The organism is Halovivax gelatinilyticus (assembly GCF_024300625.1).
GTDB lineage: Archaea > Halobacteriota > Halobacteria > Halobacteriales > Natrialbaceae > Halovivax > Halovivax gelatinilyticus.
This window is the reverse complement of the sequence record NZ_CP101322.1, coordinates 921,101-938,061: the sequence shown is the minus strand read 5'-3', so window position 1 is coordinate 938,061 and position 16,961 is coordinate 921,101. Positions and strand designations below refer to the sequence as shown.

At 64.5% G+C, this 16,961-nt stretch carries 15 protein-coding genes; 7 read left to right on the top strand and 8 right to left on the bottom strand.

The window, feature by feature from the left end; all coding sequences use genetic code 11:
- Positions 1 to 16 precede the first annotated feature (16 nt).
- Positions 17 to 979 (bottom strand): formate/nitrite transporter family protein, encoded by a 963-nt coding sequence (locus NKH31_RS04515; protein WP_254863953.1) that lies wholly within the window; start codon positions 977 to 979, stop codon positions 17 to 19.
- Positions 980 to 1,151: 172 nt separating this feature from the next.
- Between NKH31_RS04515 and NKH31_RS04510 the strand changes: the two genes are divergently transcribed.
- Positions 1,152 to 3,338, top strand: a complete 2,187-nt coding sequence (locus tag NKH31_RS04510; protein ID WP_254863952.1) for an elongation factor EF-2 — start codon at positions 1,152 to 1,154, stop codon at positions 3,336 to 3,338.
- A gap of 308 nt (positions 3,339 to 3,646) precedes the next feature.
- On the opposite strand, the gene NKH31_RS04505 is transcribed toward NKH31_RS04510, so the two are convergent.
- The 3 genes from NKH31_RS04505 to NKH31_RS04495 all read right to left on the bottom strand — a co-directional run bounded on the left by NKH31_RS04505 (position 3,647) and on the right by NKH31_RS04495 (position 6,592).
- Entirely contained in the window at positions 3,647 to 4,396 is a 750-nt protein-coding gene (locus NKH31_RS04505; RefSeq protein ID WP_254863951.1) for a class I SAM-dependent methyltransferase, read from the bottom strand.
- A gap of 273 nt (positions 4,397 to 4,669) precedes the next feature.
- On the bottom strand, positions 4,670 to 5,206 hold the full coding sequence (locus NKH31_RS04500; RefSeq protein WP_254863950.1) for a GrpB family protein: 537 nt from the start codon (positions 5,204 to 5,206) through the stop codon (positions 4,670 to 4,672).
- Positions 5,207 to 5,449: 243 nt separating this feature from the next.
- Positions 5,450 to 6,592 (bottom strand): Fic family protein, encoded by a 1,143-nt coding sequence (locus NKH31_RS04495; protein ID WP_254863949.1) that lies wholly within the window; start codon positions 6,590 to 6,592, stop codon positions 5,450 to 5,452.
- Between the two features lie 197 nt (positions 6,593 to 6,789).
- Between NKH31_RS04495 and NKH31_RS04490 the strand changes: the two genes are divergently transcribed.
- Positions 6,790 to 7,581: a TrmB family transcriptional regulator gene (locus NKH31_RS04490; RefSeq protein ID WP_254863948.1), complete on the top strand. Its 792-nt coding sequence runs from the start codon at positions 6,790 to 6,792 to the stop codon at positions 7,579 to 7,581.
- A 95-nt stretch (positions 7,582 to 7,676) separates the two neighbouring features.
- On the top strand, positions 7,677 to 8,015 hold the full coding sequence (locus NKH31_RS04485) for a DMT family transporter (protein WP_254863947.1): 339 nt from the start codon (positions 7,677 to 7,679) through the stop codon (positions 8,013 to 8,015).
- A gap of 43 nt (positions 8,016 to 8,058) precedes the next feature.
- Here NKH31_RS04485 and NKH31_RS04480 read toward each other — a convergent pair whose 3' ends face one another.
- Entirely contained in the window at positions 8,059 to 8,415 is a 357-nt protein-coding gene (locus NKH31_RS04480) for a cell division protein SepF (protein ID WP_254863946.1), read from the bottom strand.
- Between the two features lie 296 nt (positions 8,416 to 8,711).
- On the opposite strand from NKH31_RS04480, the gene NKH31_RS04475 reads away from it, so the two are divergent.
- From NKH31_RS04475 to NKH31_RS04465, 3 genes are all read left to right on the top strand, one after another.
- Positions 8,712 to 10,214, top strand: a complete 1,503-nt coding sequence (locus tag NKH31_RS04475; protein ID WP_254863945.1) for a S8 family serine peptidase — start codon at positions 8,712 to 8,714, stop codon at positions 10,212 to 10,214.
- A gap of 275 nt (positions 10,215 to 10,489) precedes the next feature.
- A complete protein-coding gene (locus NKH31_RS04470) occupies positions 10,490 to 12,031 on the top strand; it encodes a S8 family peptidase (protein WP_254863944.1) in 1,542 nt (513 codons plus the stop codon).
- Between the two features lie 98 nt (positions 12,032 to 12,129).
- Positions 12,130 to 12,843 carry a DUF1028 domain-containing protein gene (locus NKH31_RS04465; protein WP_254863943.1) on the top strand — a complete coding sequence of 238 codons (714 nt, stop codon included), beginning with the start codon at positions 12,130 to 12,132 and terminating at the stop codon, positions 12,841 to 12,843.
- 22 nt (positions 12,844 to 12,865) lie between these two features.
- Here the strand turns inward: NKH31_RS04465 and NKH31_RS04460 are convergent, their stop codons facing one another.
- The 3 genes from NKH31_RS04460 to NKH31_RS04450 all read right to left on the bottom strand — a co-directional run bounded on the left by NKH31_RS04460 (position 12,866) and on the right by NKH31_RS04450 (position 15,309).
- Positions 12,866 to 13,345 (bottom strand): RNA-binding protein, encoded by a 480-nt coding sequence (locus tag NKH31_RS04460; RefSeq protein WP_254863942.1) that lies wholly within the window; start codon positions 13,343 to 13,345, stop codon positions 12,866 to 12,868.
- Between the two features lie 75 nt (positions 13,346 to 13,420).
- Positions 13,421 to 14,233, bottom strand: a complete 813-nt coding sequence (locus NKH31_RS04455) for an ABC transporter permease (RefSeq protein WP_254863941.1) — start codon at positions 14,231 to 14,233, stop codon at positions 13,421 to 13,423.
- On the bottom strand, positions 14,230 to 15,309 hold the full coding sequence (locus tag NKH31_RS04450; RefSeq protein ID WP_254863940.1) for an ABC transporter ATP-binding protein: 1,080 nt from the start codon (positions 15,307 to 15,309) through the stop codon (positions 14,230 to 14,232). Before NKH31_RS04450 ends, NKH31_RS04455 begins: the two co-directional genes overlap by 4 nt.
- Before the next feature lie 118 nt (positions 15,310 to 15,427).
- On the opposite strand from NKH31_RS04450, the gene NKH31_RS04445 reads away from it, so the two are divergent.
- Positions 15,428 to 16,756 (top strand): RNB domain-containing ribonuclease, encoded by a 1,329-nt coding sequence (locus NKH31_RS04445; protein WP_254863939.1) that lies wholly within the window; start codon positions 15,428 to 15,430, stop codon positions 16,754 to 16,756.
- Positions 16,757 to 16,961 lie beyond the last annotated feature (205 nt).

Sequence of the window (16,961 nt, the reverse complement as noted above, 5' to 3'; positions counted from 1 at the left end):
GACATACCGATCTGCCTTACGCCGAACGATCGTCGTCGTCGTCCGATGGCGCCTCGACGAACGGTTCGACGTAGCCGCGACCGACGAAGCGGCCGAACAACCACTCCGAGGCGGTGAGTGGGTCCTCGCAGTCCGGGTTTCTGATCGCGTCGAGTCGTCGTTCGGTCGTCTGGAAGAAGTTGACGACCGTCACCAGCAAGATGCCGCCGAGCGTGTTCCCGAGCAGGACGGGGAGGACGAACCCGTAGATGCCGGTAAGGAGTGAGGCGTCCGTGGCCATGACGAGGACCATCAGTTCGGTCGCGGAGACGACGACGTGATAGAGACCGGCGACGGGAATCGCCAGGAAGGCCAGGTAGATGATGACGAGCCGCGAGATCGTATCTCCCGCCGCGAAGTCCATCCAGACGACGCCGGCGACGATCAACCCGGCGAACACCGCCTTGAAAAAGAGCGCGTGCCAGGCCGTCTCCATCCCGGCTTCGCCGATGACGATCGCCGCCTCGGGGTGTGTGAACACGTCGCCGTAGTACAGCATCACCGCTCCCAGCCCCGCGCCGGCGAGGTTTCCGAACAGGACGAGCCCGAACACGCCGAGCAGCGACGGGATACTCGCGAGTCGTTCCAGAACCAGCGCGACCGGCGGGAGCGTGTTCTCGGTGTAGAGCTGGTAGCCGCCGAGGATGATGTACATGAATCCGAGCGGATACAGGAGATAACTCACGATGCTTTCGGGGCCGAACTGGCCGTACAGTTCGACGTACAGCAAGAACGTGATCGCGATCGCCAACCCGCCGGCGATCCCGCTGAACACGAGTTCGCGCGGCCCCGTCGAGAACTCGTAATCGCCGTACGCGACGACGCGCTGGTAGATCTCGTTCGTCGCGAAGCGATCCCGTACGGTCGCACCGACGGCCGGTGCCCCGCTTTCGGATCGCTCTAGCAGGGTTCTGATTCGCTCTTCCGTCTCGTCTGCCATGCGCTGGCTGGTCGCCGAACTGAAATAAATCCACCCGACGGATCCGCCGGTCGGCCGATCCACTTTGCGTGCGTGTCTTCGTTTCACTCGTGACGAGCTTCGCATCTGGCGATACGAAACGCCAGATGCGAAACAGCACCCTTTTGACCCCGCTACCGGTACGAGGTTGTATATGGGCCGACGCAAGAAGATCGTACAGGAGTGCGAACGGCTGATGGACGAGCCGGAGAACATCCGGAACATCGCCATCGCCGCGCACGTCGACCACGGTAAAACGACACTCTCGGACAACCTCCTCGCGGGTGCGGGCATGATCTCTGACGAGACCGCCGGCGAGCAACTCGCGATGGACACCGAAGAGGACGAACAGGAACGCGGAATCACCATCGACGCGGCGAACGTCTCGATGACTCACGAGTACGAGGGGACCAACCACCTCATCAACCTCATCGACACGCCGGGCCACGTCGACTTCGGTGGCGACGTCACCCGCGCGATGCGCGCCGTCGACGGGGCACTCGTCGTCGTCGACGCCGTCGAAGGCGCGATGCCCCAGACCGAGACGGTCCTCCGTCAGGCGCTTCGCGAGGGCGTCAAACCGACCCTGTTCATCAACAAGGTCGACCGACTCATCTCCGAACTGCAGGAAGGACCCGAGGAGATGCAACAACGTCTGCTCTCGGTCATCCACGACGTGAACGAACTCATCCGCGGGATGACCGAAGAGATGGACGACATCGACGACTGGAGCGTCTCCGTCGAGGACGGGACCGTCGGTTTCGGCTCTGCACTCTACAAGTGGGGCGTCTCGATGCCGTCGATGCAGCGAACCGGGATGGACTTCGGCGACATCATGGAACTCGAACGCGCCGACAAGCGCCAGGAGCTCCACGAGCGCACGCCGCTTTCGGACGTCGTCCTCGACATGGTCTGTGAGCACTTCCCGAACCCGGTCGCCGCCCAGCCGATGCGTGTCCCGCGCATCTGGCGCGGCGACGACGAGTCCGATCTCGCAGAATCCATGCGACTCGTCGACGAGGACGGCGACGTCGTCCTCATGGTCACCGACATCGCGATGGACCCTCACGCGGGCGAAGTCGCCAGCGGCCGGGTCTTCTCGGGGACGCTCGAAAAGGGCCAGGAGCTCTACGTCTCCGGCGTCGCGGGCAAGAACCGCGTCCAGAGCGTCGGCATCTACATGGGCGGCGAGCGCGAGGAAGTCGACCGCGTTCCGGCCGGCAACATCGCCGCCGTCACCGGCCTTCGCGACGCCATCGCCGGCTCGACCGTCTCCGACGTCGAGATGACGCCGTTCGAGTCCATCGAACACATCTCCGAACCCGTCATCACGAAGAGCGTCGAGGCCCAGACGATGGACGACCTCCCGAAGCTCATCGAGACGCTTCGTCAGGTCTCGAAAGAGGACCCGACGATCCAGATCGAGATCAACGAGGACACCGGCGAGCACCTCATCTCCGGGCAGGGTGAACTCCACCTCGAGGTCATCACCCAGCGCATCGAAGCCAACCAGGGCATCCCGGTCAACACCGGTGAGCCGATCGTCGTCTACCGCGAGGCCGTCCAGCGCGGTAGTGACACGGTCGAGGGTATCTCGCCCAACCGCCACAACCGATTCTACATCTCCGCCGAACCCCTCTCGGACGAACTCGTCGAGACGCTCAAACTCGGCGAGGCGTCGATGGACATGCCCGAACTCGAACGCCGCGAGGCGCTCCAGGACGCCGGCATGGACAAAGACGACTCGCAGAACGTCGAACACATCCACGGCGCGAACATCCTGCTCGACGAGACGAAGGGTATCCAGCACTTGAACGAGACGATGGAGCTGTTCATCGAGGGACTCGAGGAGTCACTCGACAACGGTCCGCTCGCGAACGAACCCGTTCAGGGCACCCTCATCCGCCTCCACGACGCGAAGCTCCACGAGGACACCATCCACCGCGGACCCGCACAGGTCATCCCGGCGACGCGCGAAGCCGTCCACAAGTCGCTGATCGACGCCCACATCGCCATGAAAGAACCCATGCAGGACGTCCGCATCGACGTCCCGAACGACCACATGGGTGCGGCATCCGGCGAGATTCAGGGTCGACGCGGCCGCGTCGACGACATGTACCAGGAAGGCGACCTCATGGTCGTCGAGGGCATCGCCCCCGTCGACGAGATGATCGGCTTCTCCAGCGACATTCGCTCTGCGACCGAAGGCCGCGCCGCCTGGAACACCGAAAACGCCGGCTTCGAGTTCATGGCCGACTCGCTCCAGCGCGAGAAAATCATGGAGATCCGCGAACGCAAGGGCATGAAGCTCGAACTGCCCCCGAGCATCGATTACTTCTAACGACCTTTTTTCTCGGGGCGTCGGCCGCCGAAGGCGGCCTCAACCCCCGTAAAAAACGTCGATGAAAAAAGCCGCGAGCGCACCGCGCTCGCGGTGAAACGGCGCGCATTGCGCGCCGTATACTCGTTCATGGACGACCCGGCTGCCCGATTGTGTATGACGGGGTCGGTTTTTGCCTTACTGAGAGTCGCTCGCGGCCAGCATCTAGTTAGTCTAAAGCCGAATTAGCTAACTTATTGTGCCGTTCACGCCTCGATAGTAAGCCGTCGGCCGACGAGAGACCCACGTTCTGCGCTCGCGACGGGTTACTAGCTGTCGGTATCGGTCGGCCTCGTTCGCACGCACAGCGTGTCGGGTTCGTGCACAGCCGTCTCGTAGCGGTCGGGATCGCGAGATTCGTAGCGCTCTTGGGGCGTGATCTCTCTGAACTCCTCTACGTGGAAGCCGGTTTCCGAGAGCGAGTCGACGATCTCCTGGATCGGTCGGTGATATTGGACGACGCGGGCGTCCGTCTCTCCCCACTCCAGCACGTACGAGTCGATCTCGTGGTAGCTGGAGAGTTCCTCGCGATGACGCCGGTAGCGACGCGTCGGATGGATCGTCGTGAACACGAGCGTCCCGTCGGGGTCGAGGAGTCGGCGGAACTGCGCGAATGTTGGTCGCCAGTCTGCGACGTGGTCGAGTACGAGATTACAGAACACGAGGTCGAACGCGTCATCGGATGCGAATTCGAGCGGTTCGGTGAGATCCGCTTGGTGGAACCTCACCCGGTCGCCGTGGCGCTCTCGAGCGGTTTCGACGGCCCCGGTGCTCGCGTCGACGCCGACGACGTCTGCGTCACGGTCGAGAAACCGTCCCACGTATTCGCCGATCCCGCACCCGGCGTCGAGTACTCGCGTCCCCGAGAGGTCGGGGAGCAGCGGTTCGACGCCGGGCCAGACGTAGTGGCGCTGGTAGGCGCTGTCGCCCCACGGGCTCGTCTCGATGGCATCGCCTCGCTCGGCTAGCGTGTCGTACCCCGTGGTCGTGATCGATCTCGATGCGTCGTCTTCGTCCATCGTATTCACACGGACCCAGTTCGTCGAAGGCGCTGATATATTTTCTATGTGGTTGATATATCTTCTGTCGAGAGCACGGTTGCCGCCACTCGTCGTATCGTTCGTCGAGTTCGAGCGACGAACGGCTAGCACCTTCTCACCGCGACCACGGAGTCGGCGGTGATCGGTGGTTCGAGACGCCGGAGACAGGTCTCCCTACGAGTGTTGCTGACTGCACTGTGGTTATAGAAGACAATTTTGGACTAACTAAGTGGCGGTCTTACCGGCGAGTAGTCAGTCCGTAGGTTCCTCGCTGAGCAGCGCCCGCTCGGTGACTGACTCGACGAATGCCGACTTCTCGCGGGTGTAGGCGGCCCGGTCGTCCGGATAGCGGGCGGCGAGGTCGCGTTTTACCGACTCGTAGGTGGCGGCGACGTCCGAGTTCTCGCGAAGGTGGTCTCTGAACGCAGTCAGCTCGCGGTGGGTGTCACTGTCGCGGGTGGTGAGCGAGAGGTAGTGCGTCCGGTCGGTCTCCGGCCCCTTGGCGAGAAAGACGCGATCGTCGACCTCGTCGTTCGGGCGGTGGGTGTAGCCCTCGGCTTCGAGCGCCGGGATTAGCGCGTTCGCGAGGTCGAGCGAGTCGACCACGCCGACCATGTCGACGATCGGTTTTGCGGCGAGTCCCTCGACGGCCGTGGAACCGACGTGCTCGATCTCGCACAGCCGATTATCAACGATGGCACGCAACCGCGTGGCTTCGGCCTCGAACTCGCGCGTCCACGACTCACGGTGAGAGACGAGTTCGACCGTTCCGCGTTCGAGTCCGACCATCGGCGCCACGTTGGTGGCCGGCTATTAAGTCGTTGTTCGATTGGATGTCGTCCTTCGGACGACGGATTCGAGCCGCTGTGGATCGGCTTTCGCCGAACCGGTCGGCGTGTCGATTGCCGTGCGAAGTGCACTAACGGATTCAGACCCACTGGATAAGTAAGCTCAATAATCTTCGGGCTAACTAAGGCACTCGATTCAGGTTCTGTGGTCAGTCCACCGGTCGCGCCCCGCGGCGTTTCGTCTTCACCCCGAATCGAGCACGGCCAGCACCTCTGGCGCCTCGTAGACCTTGTTTCGCTGCTGACCGGTCGTCTCGCGGACGATGCCTTCGGCTTCGAGCGCCTCGATCGCGTCGTAGACGGAGGGCTTCGACCGACCCGTCGCCTCGACCGCGCGCGGCCCCGTGAGGTACGGTTGCTCGAAGACGTAGTCGACCAGTTCGCGCGCGGTCGGGAAGCTGGGAAACCGCGAGCGGTACTCGTCGCGCAGGTCGGTGAGCGCGACCCCGCAGTCGTAGGCGTCGATCGCTTGCTCGGCGATGGCGTCCAAGACGTAGACGATCCACTCCTCGTAGGCGCCGTCGGTGCTCACCGCGAGGAGTTTCTCGCGGTAGGCGAGGCCGTGGCGCTTGAAGTACGCGCTGAGATAGAGGTACGGCCCCGGGAGCAGGCCGGCGTCGTAGAGCTGGAGCATGATGAGCAGGCGACCGAGGCGGCCGTTGCCGTCGCGAAACGGGTGGATCGCCTCGAACTGGTAGTGGACGAGGGCGGTGTCGATCAGGGGCGGATACTCGCCCCGGCGCAGGTACGAGAGACACTGTTCGAGCAGCAGTTCGACGTAATCCGGGCTCGCGGGGACGAAGGAAGCGCCGTCGGGCCCGTCGTCGGGCGAGCCGATGTAGACGGGGACGTCGCGCAACTCGCCGGGGCGGTCCTCCTCACCGCGGACGCCGCCGAGCAATTTCTCGTGGAGGGTACAGATCAGCTCGACGTCGATCGACCGGCCCGCGTCGAGTTGCTCGAAGCCGTGGGTGACGGCGTCGACGTAGTTGTACGCCTCTCGAACGTCGGCCAGCTCCGCGGCGGCGCGTTTCGGCGAGGCCCCGACCTGGTGGGCGTAGATGTCCGAAATCGTCACGTTCGTCCCCTCGACCTGCGAACTCATCGCCGCCTCGCGGTGGACGAACGGGGCGATCAGCAGGGTGGGATTTTCGAGGTGGCGTTCGAGCGTCGCCAGCCGACCCAGGGCGTACTGGGCGTCGCCGTAAACGGCCAGCAGGTCCTCCGTGAGCGCTATGTCCGGCGGCAGGCTGGCCGGTCGGTGACAGGGTAGCCCGTCGTAGTCGTCGATCCGACCGGGGCCGTCGGCGAAGTCCGCGGGATCCATCTACCTACGAGACTCTCGCCACCTCACTTAAGTTATCCTATGGGGGAGATCCCTAACTAATATGGTTTCTGACGGGCGTGCAGATAGTCACGAACTATTTTTCGCGTTCTGGAGACGAGGTCGCGCTGGCCAGGTCGCAACCGTTGGACCGATTGCGACCCGCTACCGTTTACTCGATTCGGCGAGTCGGCTGGATCATGAGCGACCTCACCGCCCTCGGTCTCTCGAGTTACGAGGAGCGAGCCTACCGCGGACTCCTCTCGCTCGGATCGGCGTCGGCGAGTACGATCGCAGAGCGGGCTGGCATCCCGACCGGCCGGATCTACGACGTGCTGAACGGACTGGAGACGCGCGAGCTGGTGACCACCCGGCCCGGCGAGGAGCCGACGATCTACGTTCCCGTCGACCCGGACGACGCGGTCGATCGACTGCTCCGGGCGCGAAAGCGAGACCTCGACCGCCGTGAGGCGGCGTACGAGGAGATCGCAGGTACCGTCCGCTCACAGCTCGCGCCGGTTCCGCCGATCGACGCGAACGTCTGGACGACGGACCTCGGCAGCGAGGAGGCCGTCGCCCTCTGGGAGGAGCAAGCGCGGGCGGCCGAAGCGTGTTTTCGCCTCCTCGTCGGCCCGCCCTACGACGAGGCGGATTTCGAAGCATACGTCGACGAACTCACTCCGGCGGCGCGAATCGACGACGGCGTCGACGTCCGCGTGTTGATCGCAGACGCCGTATACAGCGGTCTCCCGGACGATGCGCTCTCGTCCATTCGCGAAGCGGCCCCGGGCGTGGAGATTCGGGTCGGACCGAACTATCGCCTGACCTTCGACGTGGTCGACGACGTCGAGTGCTACGTCGACCTGCCGGACCCGTTCGAGCCGTCCGCGCGGTTCGCCATCGCGATCACCAGAGATCCGACCGTCGTCTCGGATCTCGCCGATCGGTTCGACGCCGCCTGGGAGGGCGCGTCGCCAGTTGAACGCGCGTGAGTGTGAACGGACGTCGCGGAACCTCATTGAAAACTGATATGAAAGGGGCGGGCGTTCGAGAATCCCTATCGTCTCGATCGGCGAAGCCGTTCTCGATGACGAAGGACTACCTCTTTCTCGGCGCGGCGATCGCGACCGAGGTGATCGGCACGTCGGTACTCAAATTGTCGGACGGGTTCGGAAACGCGCGGATGGGTGTGATCGCGCTCGGGGCGTACACCGTCTCGATTTACTTCGTCAGTCTGGCGATCCGCGACCTGCCGATCGGACTCGTCTACGCCACCTGGTCTGCGTTCGGCATCGTCGGCGTCGCGATGATCGGCCTCGTGGCGTTCGACGAGGCGATCGATCTCACCGGCATCGTCGGGATGGCGTTCGTTCTCGTCGGGATCGTCCTGTTGAACGTCTACTCGGCGGCGTACAGTCCCGGTTGAGTCCTCGGCGAGGGGATGAAAAGACGGAGCGTGACAGAGAGACCTACCGTCCGAGTTTTTCGCGGCTGATCGAGATGCCGGTCGGGGTGACGATGATCTGGTCGTCGCCCTTCTGGACGATGTCGCCGCCGACCTCGTGGACGACCTGTCGGAGTTCGTCCAGGACGTGCTCGACGGTTCGATCCTTCGTGCGCAGTCGCGTGATGTCCGCGATGACGATGTCGCCGTCGTAGACGGCGTCTTTGATGTCGATCGTCGCCGACTGTCCGTCGATCTCGGCGAACTGGACGGACATCGCCGCCTCGCCCGTCTCGGCGGCAACGGCGTCAGGATCCAGTTCTACGTAGTCCTCGGCCGTTCGCGTGCCGCCTCCACCGAGGATTTTGCTCATGAGGCCCATGGAGGGAGAGTCCGGCGCGGTGAGTATAGTTCTTACGTCAGACGCACTCGTTCGGCGGCGATTTCGTCGCCATCGGTGATCGAACGGACGGTAACCACGTGACCCCGGCCTCCTGTCACGCATTCCATTTTACATTATTCGATTGTCTCTGCGAAATATTTCGATCTGATCCAACATAACGACCAATAATTTTCCTTCCTTCGAATTGAATGTCCAGAAGTCTTTTATTATTAGATCTGGTGACTCACATCGTGGGTTAAATTACCATGTCAGATGACCACACTACACGACGGTCGGTGTTACGAGGAGTTGGCGCGACCGCCGGGGCGCTCGCGGTGACGAACACGGCGGCGGCGAGTTCGGACGAAGGGGAGTACGTCGTCGGCATCCAGCCGAATCGCGGCGTCGCCGACGTCGAGAGTGCAGCGACGTCCGTCAGAAAGGAACTCGACTTCGGTTCGATCGGAAAAGCCGTCTCGGGGCGCTTTTCGGATGCGGCGATCGACGCGCTCTCGCGGAACCCGAACGTCAGGTACGTAGAGCGCAACGACCGCCTCTTCGCGTTCGACCAGGAGACACCCTACGGAATCGAGCAGGTGTCTGCGGACGTCGCGATCGACGAGGGCGAGACGGGCAACGGCGTCAGCGTCGCGATCATCGACTCCGGGATCGACGCCGAACACGAGACGCTCGAATCGAATCTGGGCGAGGGATTCGCGACCGACGACGCGGCCTGTACGACCGACTGCGGCGGCGGATGGCCGCCGGGTAGCGGCGGTGGAAACGACATCGACGAGTGTCTCGAACCGTGGGACGACGACAACGACCACGGCACCCACTGTGCCGGTACCGCCGGTGCGGCGGACAACGGCGTGGGCGTGCTGGGCGTCGCCCCCGACGTGACGCTCCACGCGGTGAAGGTCCTGCAGTGTGACGGCGGCGGCACGTACGACGACATCGCGGAAGGGATCGTCTGGTCCGCAGATCAGGGCCACGAGGTCCAGAGTTTGAGCCTCGGCGGCGACCAGTCGTCGTCGGTCGTCGACGACGCCATCGAGTACGCCGCCCAGCAGAACGTCGTCATCGTGGCCGCGGCGGGCAACGACGGACCGTGTTCGGACTGCGTCGGCTACCCGGCTCGACACCCCGAGGTAATCGCCGTCTCGGCGACCGACGATGGGGATCAGCTGGCCGACTTCTCGTCGACCGGCCCGGAGGTCGAACTCGCCGCACCCGGCGTCGACGTCCTCTCGGCGGTTCCGCGCGACGGGTACGCGGAGTTCTCGGGAACCTCGATGGCGTGTCCGCACGTGAGCGGGGCGGCGGCGTCGATCATCGCGGCGGGGACGACCGATCGGGGTGCGGTGCGGGCCGCGCTCCACGACGGCGCAGACGACGTCGACCTGGGCGACAACGAGCAGGGATACGGTCGGCTCAACGTCGCCGCGTCGCTCGATATCGACGACGATGAAGATGACGATGACGACGATGACGACGATGACGACGATCCGGTCGAAGCCGAACCCGAGATCGATTCCTTCGTCATCGAGACGCGATCGACCGGCCGCTGGAACCGGGCTACAGCCGAGTGGTCGGTCTCGCACGCGGACGGGGCGCTCGAAGCGGTGACGAGCGAGTTGCTCGCCGGCGAGACGGTCCTGGATGACGAGACGTCCGCCGCAAGCGGCTCGAGCGACTCGGGCGAGCACGAGTTACGAGACGACGCCGACCCCGATGCGGTGCGGCTCACGGTCGTCGACGCCGACGGGCACGAGACGAGCGAGACGACGGACTACTGAACGGCCAAAATCCGTTTCGAGCGGACTTCGTCGCTCGCTCGATTATCGCGTCGAACCTCAGGAGGAAATTACCTCTAATAATCATAAGGGGGGTTAATATTCAATTTCATCGAATGTGACTATCTGATGACTATCTCTATAGAATATTAAATAGAAAGAGTAATATGGCCAATGTCCATCGACTGTGGCTGCTGGGTGGTATGTCATGGCGTGGCGAACGTCGTCGATTCCGACCGGTTCGCGGCGTCGCGGACTGCCATTCGGCGAGGCAACCAATGGCACGAACCAACATCACTCGACGCCGCATCCTTCGCGGTGCGGCCGCGGGGGCAGCGACCGTCGGACTCGCGGGAAAAACGACGGCTGACGAATCGATCGATCGAACGATCATCGGACTCACGGCGGATGCCGACTTCGGAGTGGCGACCGCCAACGCGACCGAGGTACGCCATCGGCTGGATTTCGGCGATATCGGGAAGTCGGTCGCCGGGCAGTTTCCCGACTCGGCGGTACGCGCGCTGGAGAACAATCCGAACGTTCGATACGTAGAAAAAGACCAGCCCGCCTACGCGTTACAGACGACGCCGTACGGGATCGAGCAGGTCTCGGCGGACGTCGCCCACGCCAACGGCGAAACGGGCGCCGGCGCGAGCATCGCGATCATCGACACCGGCGTGCAGGTCGATCACGAAGCGCTCGACGTTCACGGCGGTGCCGCGTTCGGAACCACCTGTTCGAACTGTCCCGAGCCATACGGCGACGACAACGGTCACGGCACTCACTGTGCCGGTACCGCGGTCGCGCCGGACGACGGCGTCGGCGTGCTCGGCGTCTCGCTCGATTCCGAGCTGTACGCGGTGAAGGTTCTGGACAGCACGGGTGGCGGCAGTCTCTCGGACGTCGCGGAAGGGATCGTCTGGACGGCTGACCAGGGAATCGACGTCGGATCGCTTTCACTCGGCGGCGGCTCCGGCACGCAGGAACTACAGGACGCGTGTCAGTACGCCAATCAGCAGGGGACGCTACTCGTCGCCGCGGCCGGGAACGACGGGGAGTGTTCGAACTGCGTCAGCTATCCGGCGGCCTACGATGAGGTGGTCGCCGTCAGCGCGACCGACGAGAACGACGACCTCGCGAGCTTCTCGTCGACCGGGCCCGAGGTGGATCTCGCGGCTCCCGGCGTCGACGTTTACTCGACGTACACCAACAACGGCTACGATACGCTCTCGGGAACGTCGATGGCCTGCCCGCACGTCTCGGGCGGTGCGGCGCACCTGATGGCGAACGGCTACTCGAATTCCGAAGCTCGGCAACAACTCATGGACACCGCGGACGACATCTGTCGGTGTGACGAAGACCAGGGTGCTGGGCGACTCAACGTCGCCGCTGCGCTCGGTCTTGAATCGCCGGAGGACTGTTCGAGCGGGACGATCGAGTGTCAGAACGACGACGGCGGTGGCGGCTGCTTCATCACGACCGCCACCGCCGGCGAGGGCGAGACGCTCGACTCGCTCCGCCGATTCCGCGACGACTCGATGTCGGCCACGCCGATGGGTCGGGCGCTGGTGGACCTCTACTACCGTATCAGCCCCCCGATCGCTGACACGCTCGCGGCCCACCCCGACAGCGCGACCAGCCGGGTGACGCGCGGGATCGTCGACGTCTGTGCGTCGCTCTCGGACGCACAAGCCGAAACCGACTCGCGACTCAAGAGCGCCTCGCTCGGGGTCGCGCTCACCTCGCTGTACATGGTCGGGATCACGGTCGGCGCGGGCGGACACGCCGGCATCACGGCGCGGGAAAAACTATCGCGATAGCGCGCCGCCACCGCGCGCTCGTCTCGAGTCGATCGCGGACACCGTCAACCGATACCGCATCACGCGGTTTTTTGATCGCTCCGTTCGAACGGTCGCCGATGACCTTCAGCATCTGCGTACACGAGTCCTACGAGGGCGAAGACGGCGAGACGCACGACCGCTTCGGCGTCGCGGTCACGACTCGACTGCCGGCCGTCGGGACACTTTGTCCGTTCGTGAACGAACACGGCGCCGTCGCCACCCAGAGTCTGGTCAACGTCGACCTGGGTCGGGACGGTATCGCCTACCTCGAGGACGGTCTCGCGGTCGACGACGCTCTCGAGGCGTTGCTCAACGCCGACGACGGCGCACCCCAGCGCCAGCTCCACGGCATCGACGCCGAGGCGACCTTCGCCTTCTCCGGCGAGGAGTGTCGCCCCTGGTACGGCCACCGCGAAGGCGACCGCTACACCGTCGCGGGGAACCTGTTGACGGGCGAACCCGTGATCGACGCGGTTGCGGACACCTACGAATCCCAGCGCGAGGAGGATCGACCGCTTGCCGAACGACTCGTCGACGCGCTCGAAGCCGGGCAGGAAGAAGGCGGTGACAAGCGCGAGGACTTAGAAATTCAAAGCGCCGCCCTCCGCGTCTCCGACACCCGCGAGTACGCGTTCGATCCGTCGTACAACGACCTCCGCGTCGACGCGTCGTACGAACCGATCGTCGACCTGCGGACGACCTACGAGCGCGCCGTCGAGGGCCACGAGGTGCTTCTCGACAAGTACGAAGACGCCTACGAGGAGGATTCGATGGACGAGACGAACGAGTGATCGGTTCCCGTACGAGGCCGGTTCACCCGCTGAATGAGTAGAGGTCGTCGCCGACGAAGTGAAGCGAGTCGACGACCTTTCCGGCGTCGCCGAGCAACTCGTCGCCGTCGACGCGCGATCGGCCGACGGCGAGTACTTTCTCGTGAGACTCTTCGGCGATCAGGACGAGGTCGCCCGCTGTGATCTCGCCGCGGACGTCGGCGATCCCCGGGCGCATCACGTCCGCCCCGTCGCTGACGAACGAGACGGCTCCGGCGTCGACGATGACGAGTCGGTCGTCGGGGTCGGTGGCGTTCGCACCGCGAACGGTGAGAAACGGCTCCTCGTCGAAGTAGGCCACGAGCGGTTCGCCGTCGACCAGGACGACCTCCCAGTCGGACTCTTCGAACTCGACGAGTTCGTAGGCGTCACCGTCGAGATCGACGCCCAGGCGTTCTCCGACGGCCGTTTCGACGGCCGAGACGTCGTCGCTTCGGAGGTGGTGTCGGGATTTGACCTGCATGCCTGCGTGGACGGGTACGTGGCGCATAAATCGTCCGCTCTCGGGTGCGCGCGACGAGGGCCGATCGAATTCGTCCTAGAGATCGGTCCGGTCGAACAGGACGTAGCCCGCGAGCGGAACGAGCACGGCCCAGCCGACGAAGACGGCGAGGGCGTACGTCGCGCCCGTTCCGCTGCCGCCCGGCACCGTTCCCGCCGCCGCTGCCGGGAGCCACGCGGCGAGTAGCTCCTCGTAGGCGACGCTCGGCGAGAGCGTCGCGACGTAGGCGTCCCACCACGGCGTCGACGTCGGCGACTCGAGCCCGTTTAGCACGTAGGCGAGCCCGGCGGGGACGAACCGCCAGGCCATCACGAACAGCAGAAAGCACCCGAAGGCGGCGATCGACGCCCACGACGGTGAGCGAAACCCGGCCGAGAGGGCGATTCCCATCGCCACGTAGGCGAGCGCGAGCAGGACGGTTGCGACCAGGAACGTGAGGTACGCCTGCGCCGGTACCGACGCCCCGAAGAAGAATGCGACGACCCCGGCGGTCCAGAACCCGGCGACGACCAGCGCCGTGACGACGAGCAGCCGTCCCACGTAGCCGCCGAGGACGACGTCCCGACGGTGGTGCGGAAATCCGAGTAGCAGGGCCAGTTGGCCGTTGTGTCGCCGTTTGACGATCGTTTCGTAGGAGAGCATGAGGCCGATCGCCGGAACGACGATCAAACTCAACAATCCGATGACGCCGATCAACTCGTTCGGCTCCGCGTGTCCGCGGCCGGCCGAGCGAGCGTGGACGTACCCGAGTAGACCGAAGAGGACGACGAACGCGGCGAGGTTGCCGTGTAACTGTCGGTTTCGGTAGAGATCTCCCACTTCCTTGCGGGCGATCAGTCGCCAGCTCATAGCGATCCCCCGGTCGCTTCGACCCGCGTCCCGTCGGTGTAGCTGACGAACAGCTCCTCGAGCGAGGTCTCGGCGGTCTGAAAGTCGCGGATCTCGAATCCGGCCGCGCGCAGGTCGTCGAGGACGTCGAGCTTCGCGTCGCGTCGACAGGAGACGACGAGACGGCCGTCGACGGTTCGGACGCCGGACACCCCGTCGATCGTTTCGACGACGTCGGTCGGGGTCGTCCCCTCACGTGCCGACCGTCCGCCGCTCTCCGGTTCGCTCACCGCGACCGAGTCAGCGTCGGCGGCCTCCGTCTCGGCTGCGACCTTCGTCTCCGATGGACCTGCCCCGACTCGTTCGCGTGCACTCGTCCCGGCCCGTTCTCGTGGGTCCGTGCCGGCGAGTTCGACCGTAAGTTCCGACCCCGTGCCGACCGCCTCTCGCAACCCGTCGATGGTGTCGACCGTCACCAACCGCCCCTCGTTCAGGATGGCGACGCGGTCGGCGACGGCTTCGACCTGTTCTAAGATGTGACTCGAGAAGAACACCGTCGCGCCGCGGTCGCGCTCCTCGCGGACGATTCGACGCATCTGGCGGACGCCGTGGGGATCGAGGCCGGTCGAGGGTTCGTCCAGGATCAGCAGGTCGGGGTCGCCGACGAGCGCCATCGCGAGCGTCAGGCGCTGGGCCATCCCTTTCGAGTAGTTTCGCGCCGGTCGGTCGGCGGCGTGTGCGACGTCGACGCGTTCGAGGAGGTCGTCGGGGTCGTCGTCCGCGCCGGTCGCCTCGATCGCGTACTCGACGTGGTGGCGCCCCGTCATCGTTTCGAACGGGGCGAACCCTTCGGGCAGGATGCCGGTCCGTTCGCGAACGGCGACCGGATCGGCGTCGACGTCGTGACCGAGCACCTCGACGCGACCGTCGGTCGGGTGGGTATAGCGTAGCAGGATGTCGATCGTCGTCGACTTCCCGGCGCCGTTGGGCCCCAAAAATCCGAAGACTTCGCCGTGTTCGACGGTGAGATCGATGTCGCGGAGGGCGGTGACGCCACCGTACCGTTTGGTGACGCCGCTGAGTTCGATGGCGGACATCGGCTGTAGCTAGCTGTTTGCGCGTGTAAACGTTTTGATTTCTCTGGTGCGGGCTCGGATCGATCCGACGGTCGGTGGGTCCGACACGACTTTCACCCGGTCGCTCCAAGAGTCGCACATGACCGACGACGCAGCAGCCGGCGAGGAGTCGGCCGTCGCCGACGAGGCTTCCGCCGCCGAGGCACAGGCCGAAGCCGGCACGGCAGCGGGCCAGGGTCCCGTCGAGATCGACGAGGATCTGGCTCGCCACCTGGAGAACAAACGCGAGGAGCTCTTCGAGAAGTTCGACATTCGCGACGCGTTTCCCGACGCCGTCGTCGAAGAGGCCGCGGAACTGACCGACGACGTCCAGGCGGACATCGACGCCGTGATCGACGATCGCGAGGACCTGCGGGACCTGACGACGTGGACGACGGATCCGATCGACGCCCAGGACTTCGACGACGCCATCTCCGTCGAAGAGCGCGAGGACGAGTACGTCCTCTGGGTGCACATCGCGGACGTAACCAACTACGTCCACCCCGGCTCGGCGATGTGGGACGAGGCCGTAAAGCGGGCGAACACGGTCTACCTGCCGGCGTACACCATCCACATGCTGCCGCCGATCCTGGCGGAGTCGGTCTGCTCGCTCGTCCCGAACGAAGAACGGTTCGCCCACACCGTCGAGATGCACCTCGATAAGGAACACCTCGGCTACGAGTCGATCGACATCTACAAGTCCGTCATCGAGTCTGACGAACGGCTCACCTACGCGCAGGCGGAAAAGCGCCTCGACGACCCGGAGGCGCCGTTGCACGAGGAGAATTCGCTCGTCTTCGAACTCGCCAACCGAATGCACGAACAGCGCAAGGAGGACGGCTCGCTCGTCCTGAATCCCAGTCGCGATCGCGCCCACACCATCATCGAAGAGTGCATGCTCAAGGCCAACAAGGCCGTCACGCACGAGCTGATGTGGAATCGGGGCGTCGAGGCGATGTACCGCGTCCACCCGCAGCCGACGCCCGACGAGTGGTCGAAGGCGCTACAGGAGATTCAGGAACTCGACGGTGTCTCGATCCCCGGTGACAAATGGGACGACCCCCGGAAGGCCGTCAACGCCACCTTAGAGGAGGCACCCGGTCGCCAGCTCGATAAGATCCAGTGGGCCGTGATGAAGGTGATGCCCCGCGCGAAGTACATGAACGACCCCTTCGGCGGCCACCACGCGCTCAACTTCGAGATCTACGGCCATTTCACCAGCCCCATTCGGCGCCTCTCTGACCTGATCAACCACTGGATCGTCTACCAGAACGACGTCCCCGAGAACCTGATCGAACTCTGCGACCGCGCGAGCGACAAGCAAAAGGACGCAGAACAGTGTGAACGCGAGTACAAGCAGTTCCTCCAGGAGGTCGGTCTCGATCCGATGGCGGTGAACAATCGGGGGATCGAGGTTAGCGAGGACTGAGCGAGCGTAGCGAGCGACGTCCTCGGAATGACGAACGGCGACCAGCGGGAGCCGTGAGTAGCGAGGATTGAGCGAGAGCGAGGTCGAACGTAGTGAGACCTCGGAAACGTGAACGGCGAAGCCGTGAACAGAGCGTAGCGAGCGACGTCCTCGGAACGACGAACGGCGACCGACGAGAGCCGTGAGTAGCGAGGACTGAGCGAGG

Bases quoted from the DNA above. Each gene is read 5' to 3' on its own strand.
- NKH31_RS04515 (WP_254863953.1), bottom strand. From the start codon at position 979: ATGGCAGACGAGACGGAAGAGCGAATCAGAACCCTGCTAGAGCGATCC.
- NKH31_RS04510 (WP_254863952.1), top strand. From the start codon at position 1,152: ATGGGCCGACGCAAGAAGATCGTACAGGAGTGCGAACGGCTGATGGAC.
- NKH31_RS04505 (WP_254863951.1), bottom strand. From the start codon at position 4,396: ATGGACGAAGACGACGCATCGAGATCGATCACGACCACGGGGTACGAC.
- NKH31_RS04500 (WP_254863950.1), bottom strand. From the start codon at position 5,206: ATGGTCGGACTCGAACGCGGAACGGTCGAACTCGTCTCTCACCGTGAG.
- NKH31_RS04495 (WP_254863949.1), bottom strand. From the start codon at position 6,592: ATGGATCCCGCGGACTTCGCCGACGGCCCCGGTCGGATCGACGACTAC.
- NKH31_RS04490 (WP_254863948.1), top strand. From the start codon at position 6,790: ATGAGCGACCTCACCGCCCTCGGTCTCTCGAGTTACGAGGAGCGAGCC.
- NKH31_RS04485 (WP_254863947.1), top strand. From the start codon at position 7,677: ATGACGAAGGACTACCTCTTTCTCGGCGCGGCGATCGCGACCGAGGTG.
- NKH31_RS04480 (WP_254863946.1), bottom strand. From the start codon at position 8,415: ATGGGCCTCATGAGCAAAATCCTCGGTGGAGGCGGCACGCGAACGGCC.
- NKH31_RS04470 (WP_254863944.1), top strand. From the start codon at position 10,490: ATGGCACGAACCAACATCACTCGACGCCGCATCCTTCGCGGTGCGGCC.
- NKH31_RS04465 (WP_254863943.1), top strand. From the start codon at position 12,130: ATGACCTTCAGCATCTGCGTACACGAGTCCTACGAGGGCGAAGACGGC.
- NKH31_RS04460 (WP_254863942.1), bottom strand. From the start codon at position 13,345: ATGCAGGTCAAATCCCGACACCACCTCCGAAGCGACGACGTCTCGGCC.
- NKH31_RS04455 (WP_254863941.1), bottom strand. From the start codon at position 14,233: ATGAGCTGGCGACTGATCGCCCGCAAGGAAGTGGGAGATCTCTACCGA.
- NKH31_RS04450 (WP_254863940.1), bottom strand. From the start codon at position 15,309: ATGTCCGCCATCGAACTCAGCGGCGTCACCAAACGGTACGGTGGCGTC.
- NKH31_RS04445 (WP_254863939.1), top strand. From the start codon at position 15,428: ATGACCGACGACGCAGCAGCCGGCGAGGAGTCGGCCGTCGCCGACGAG.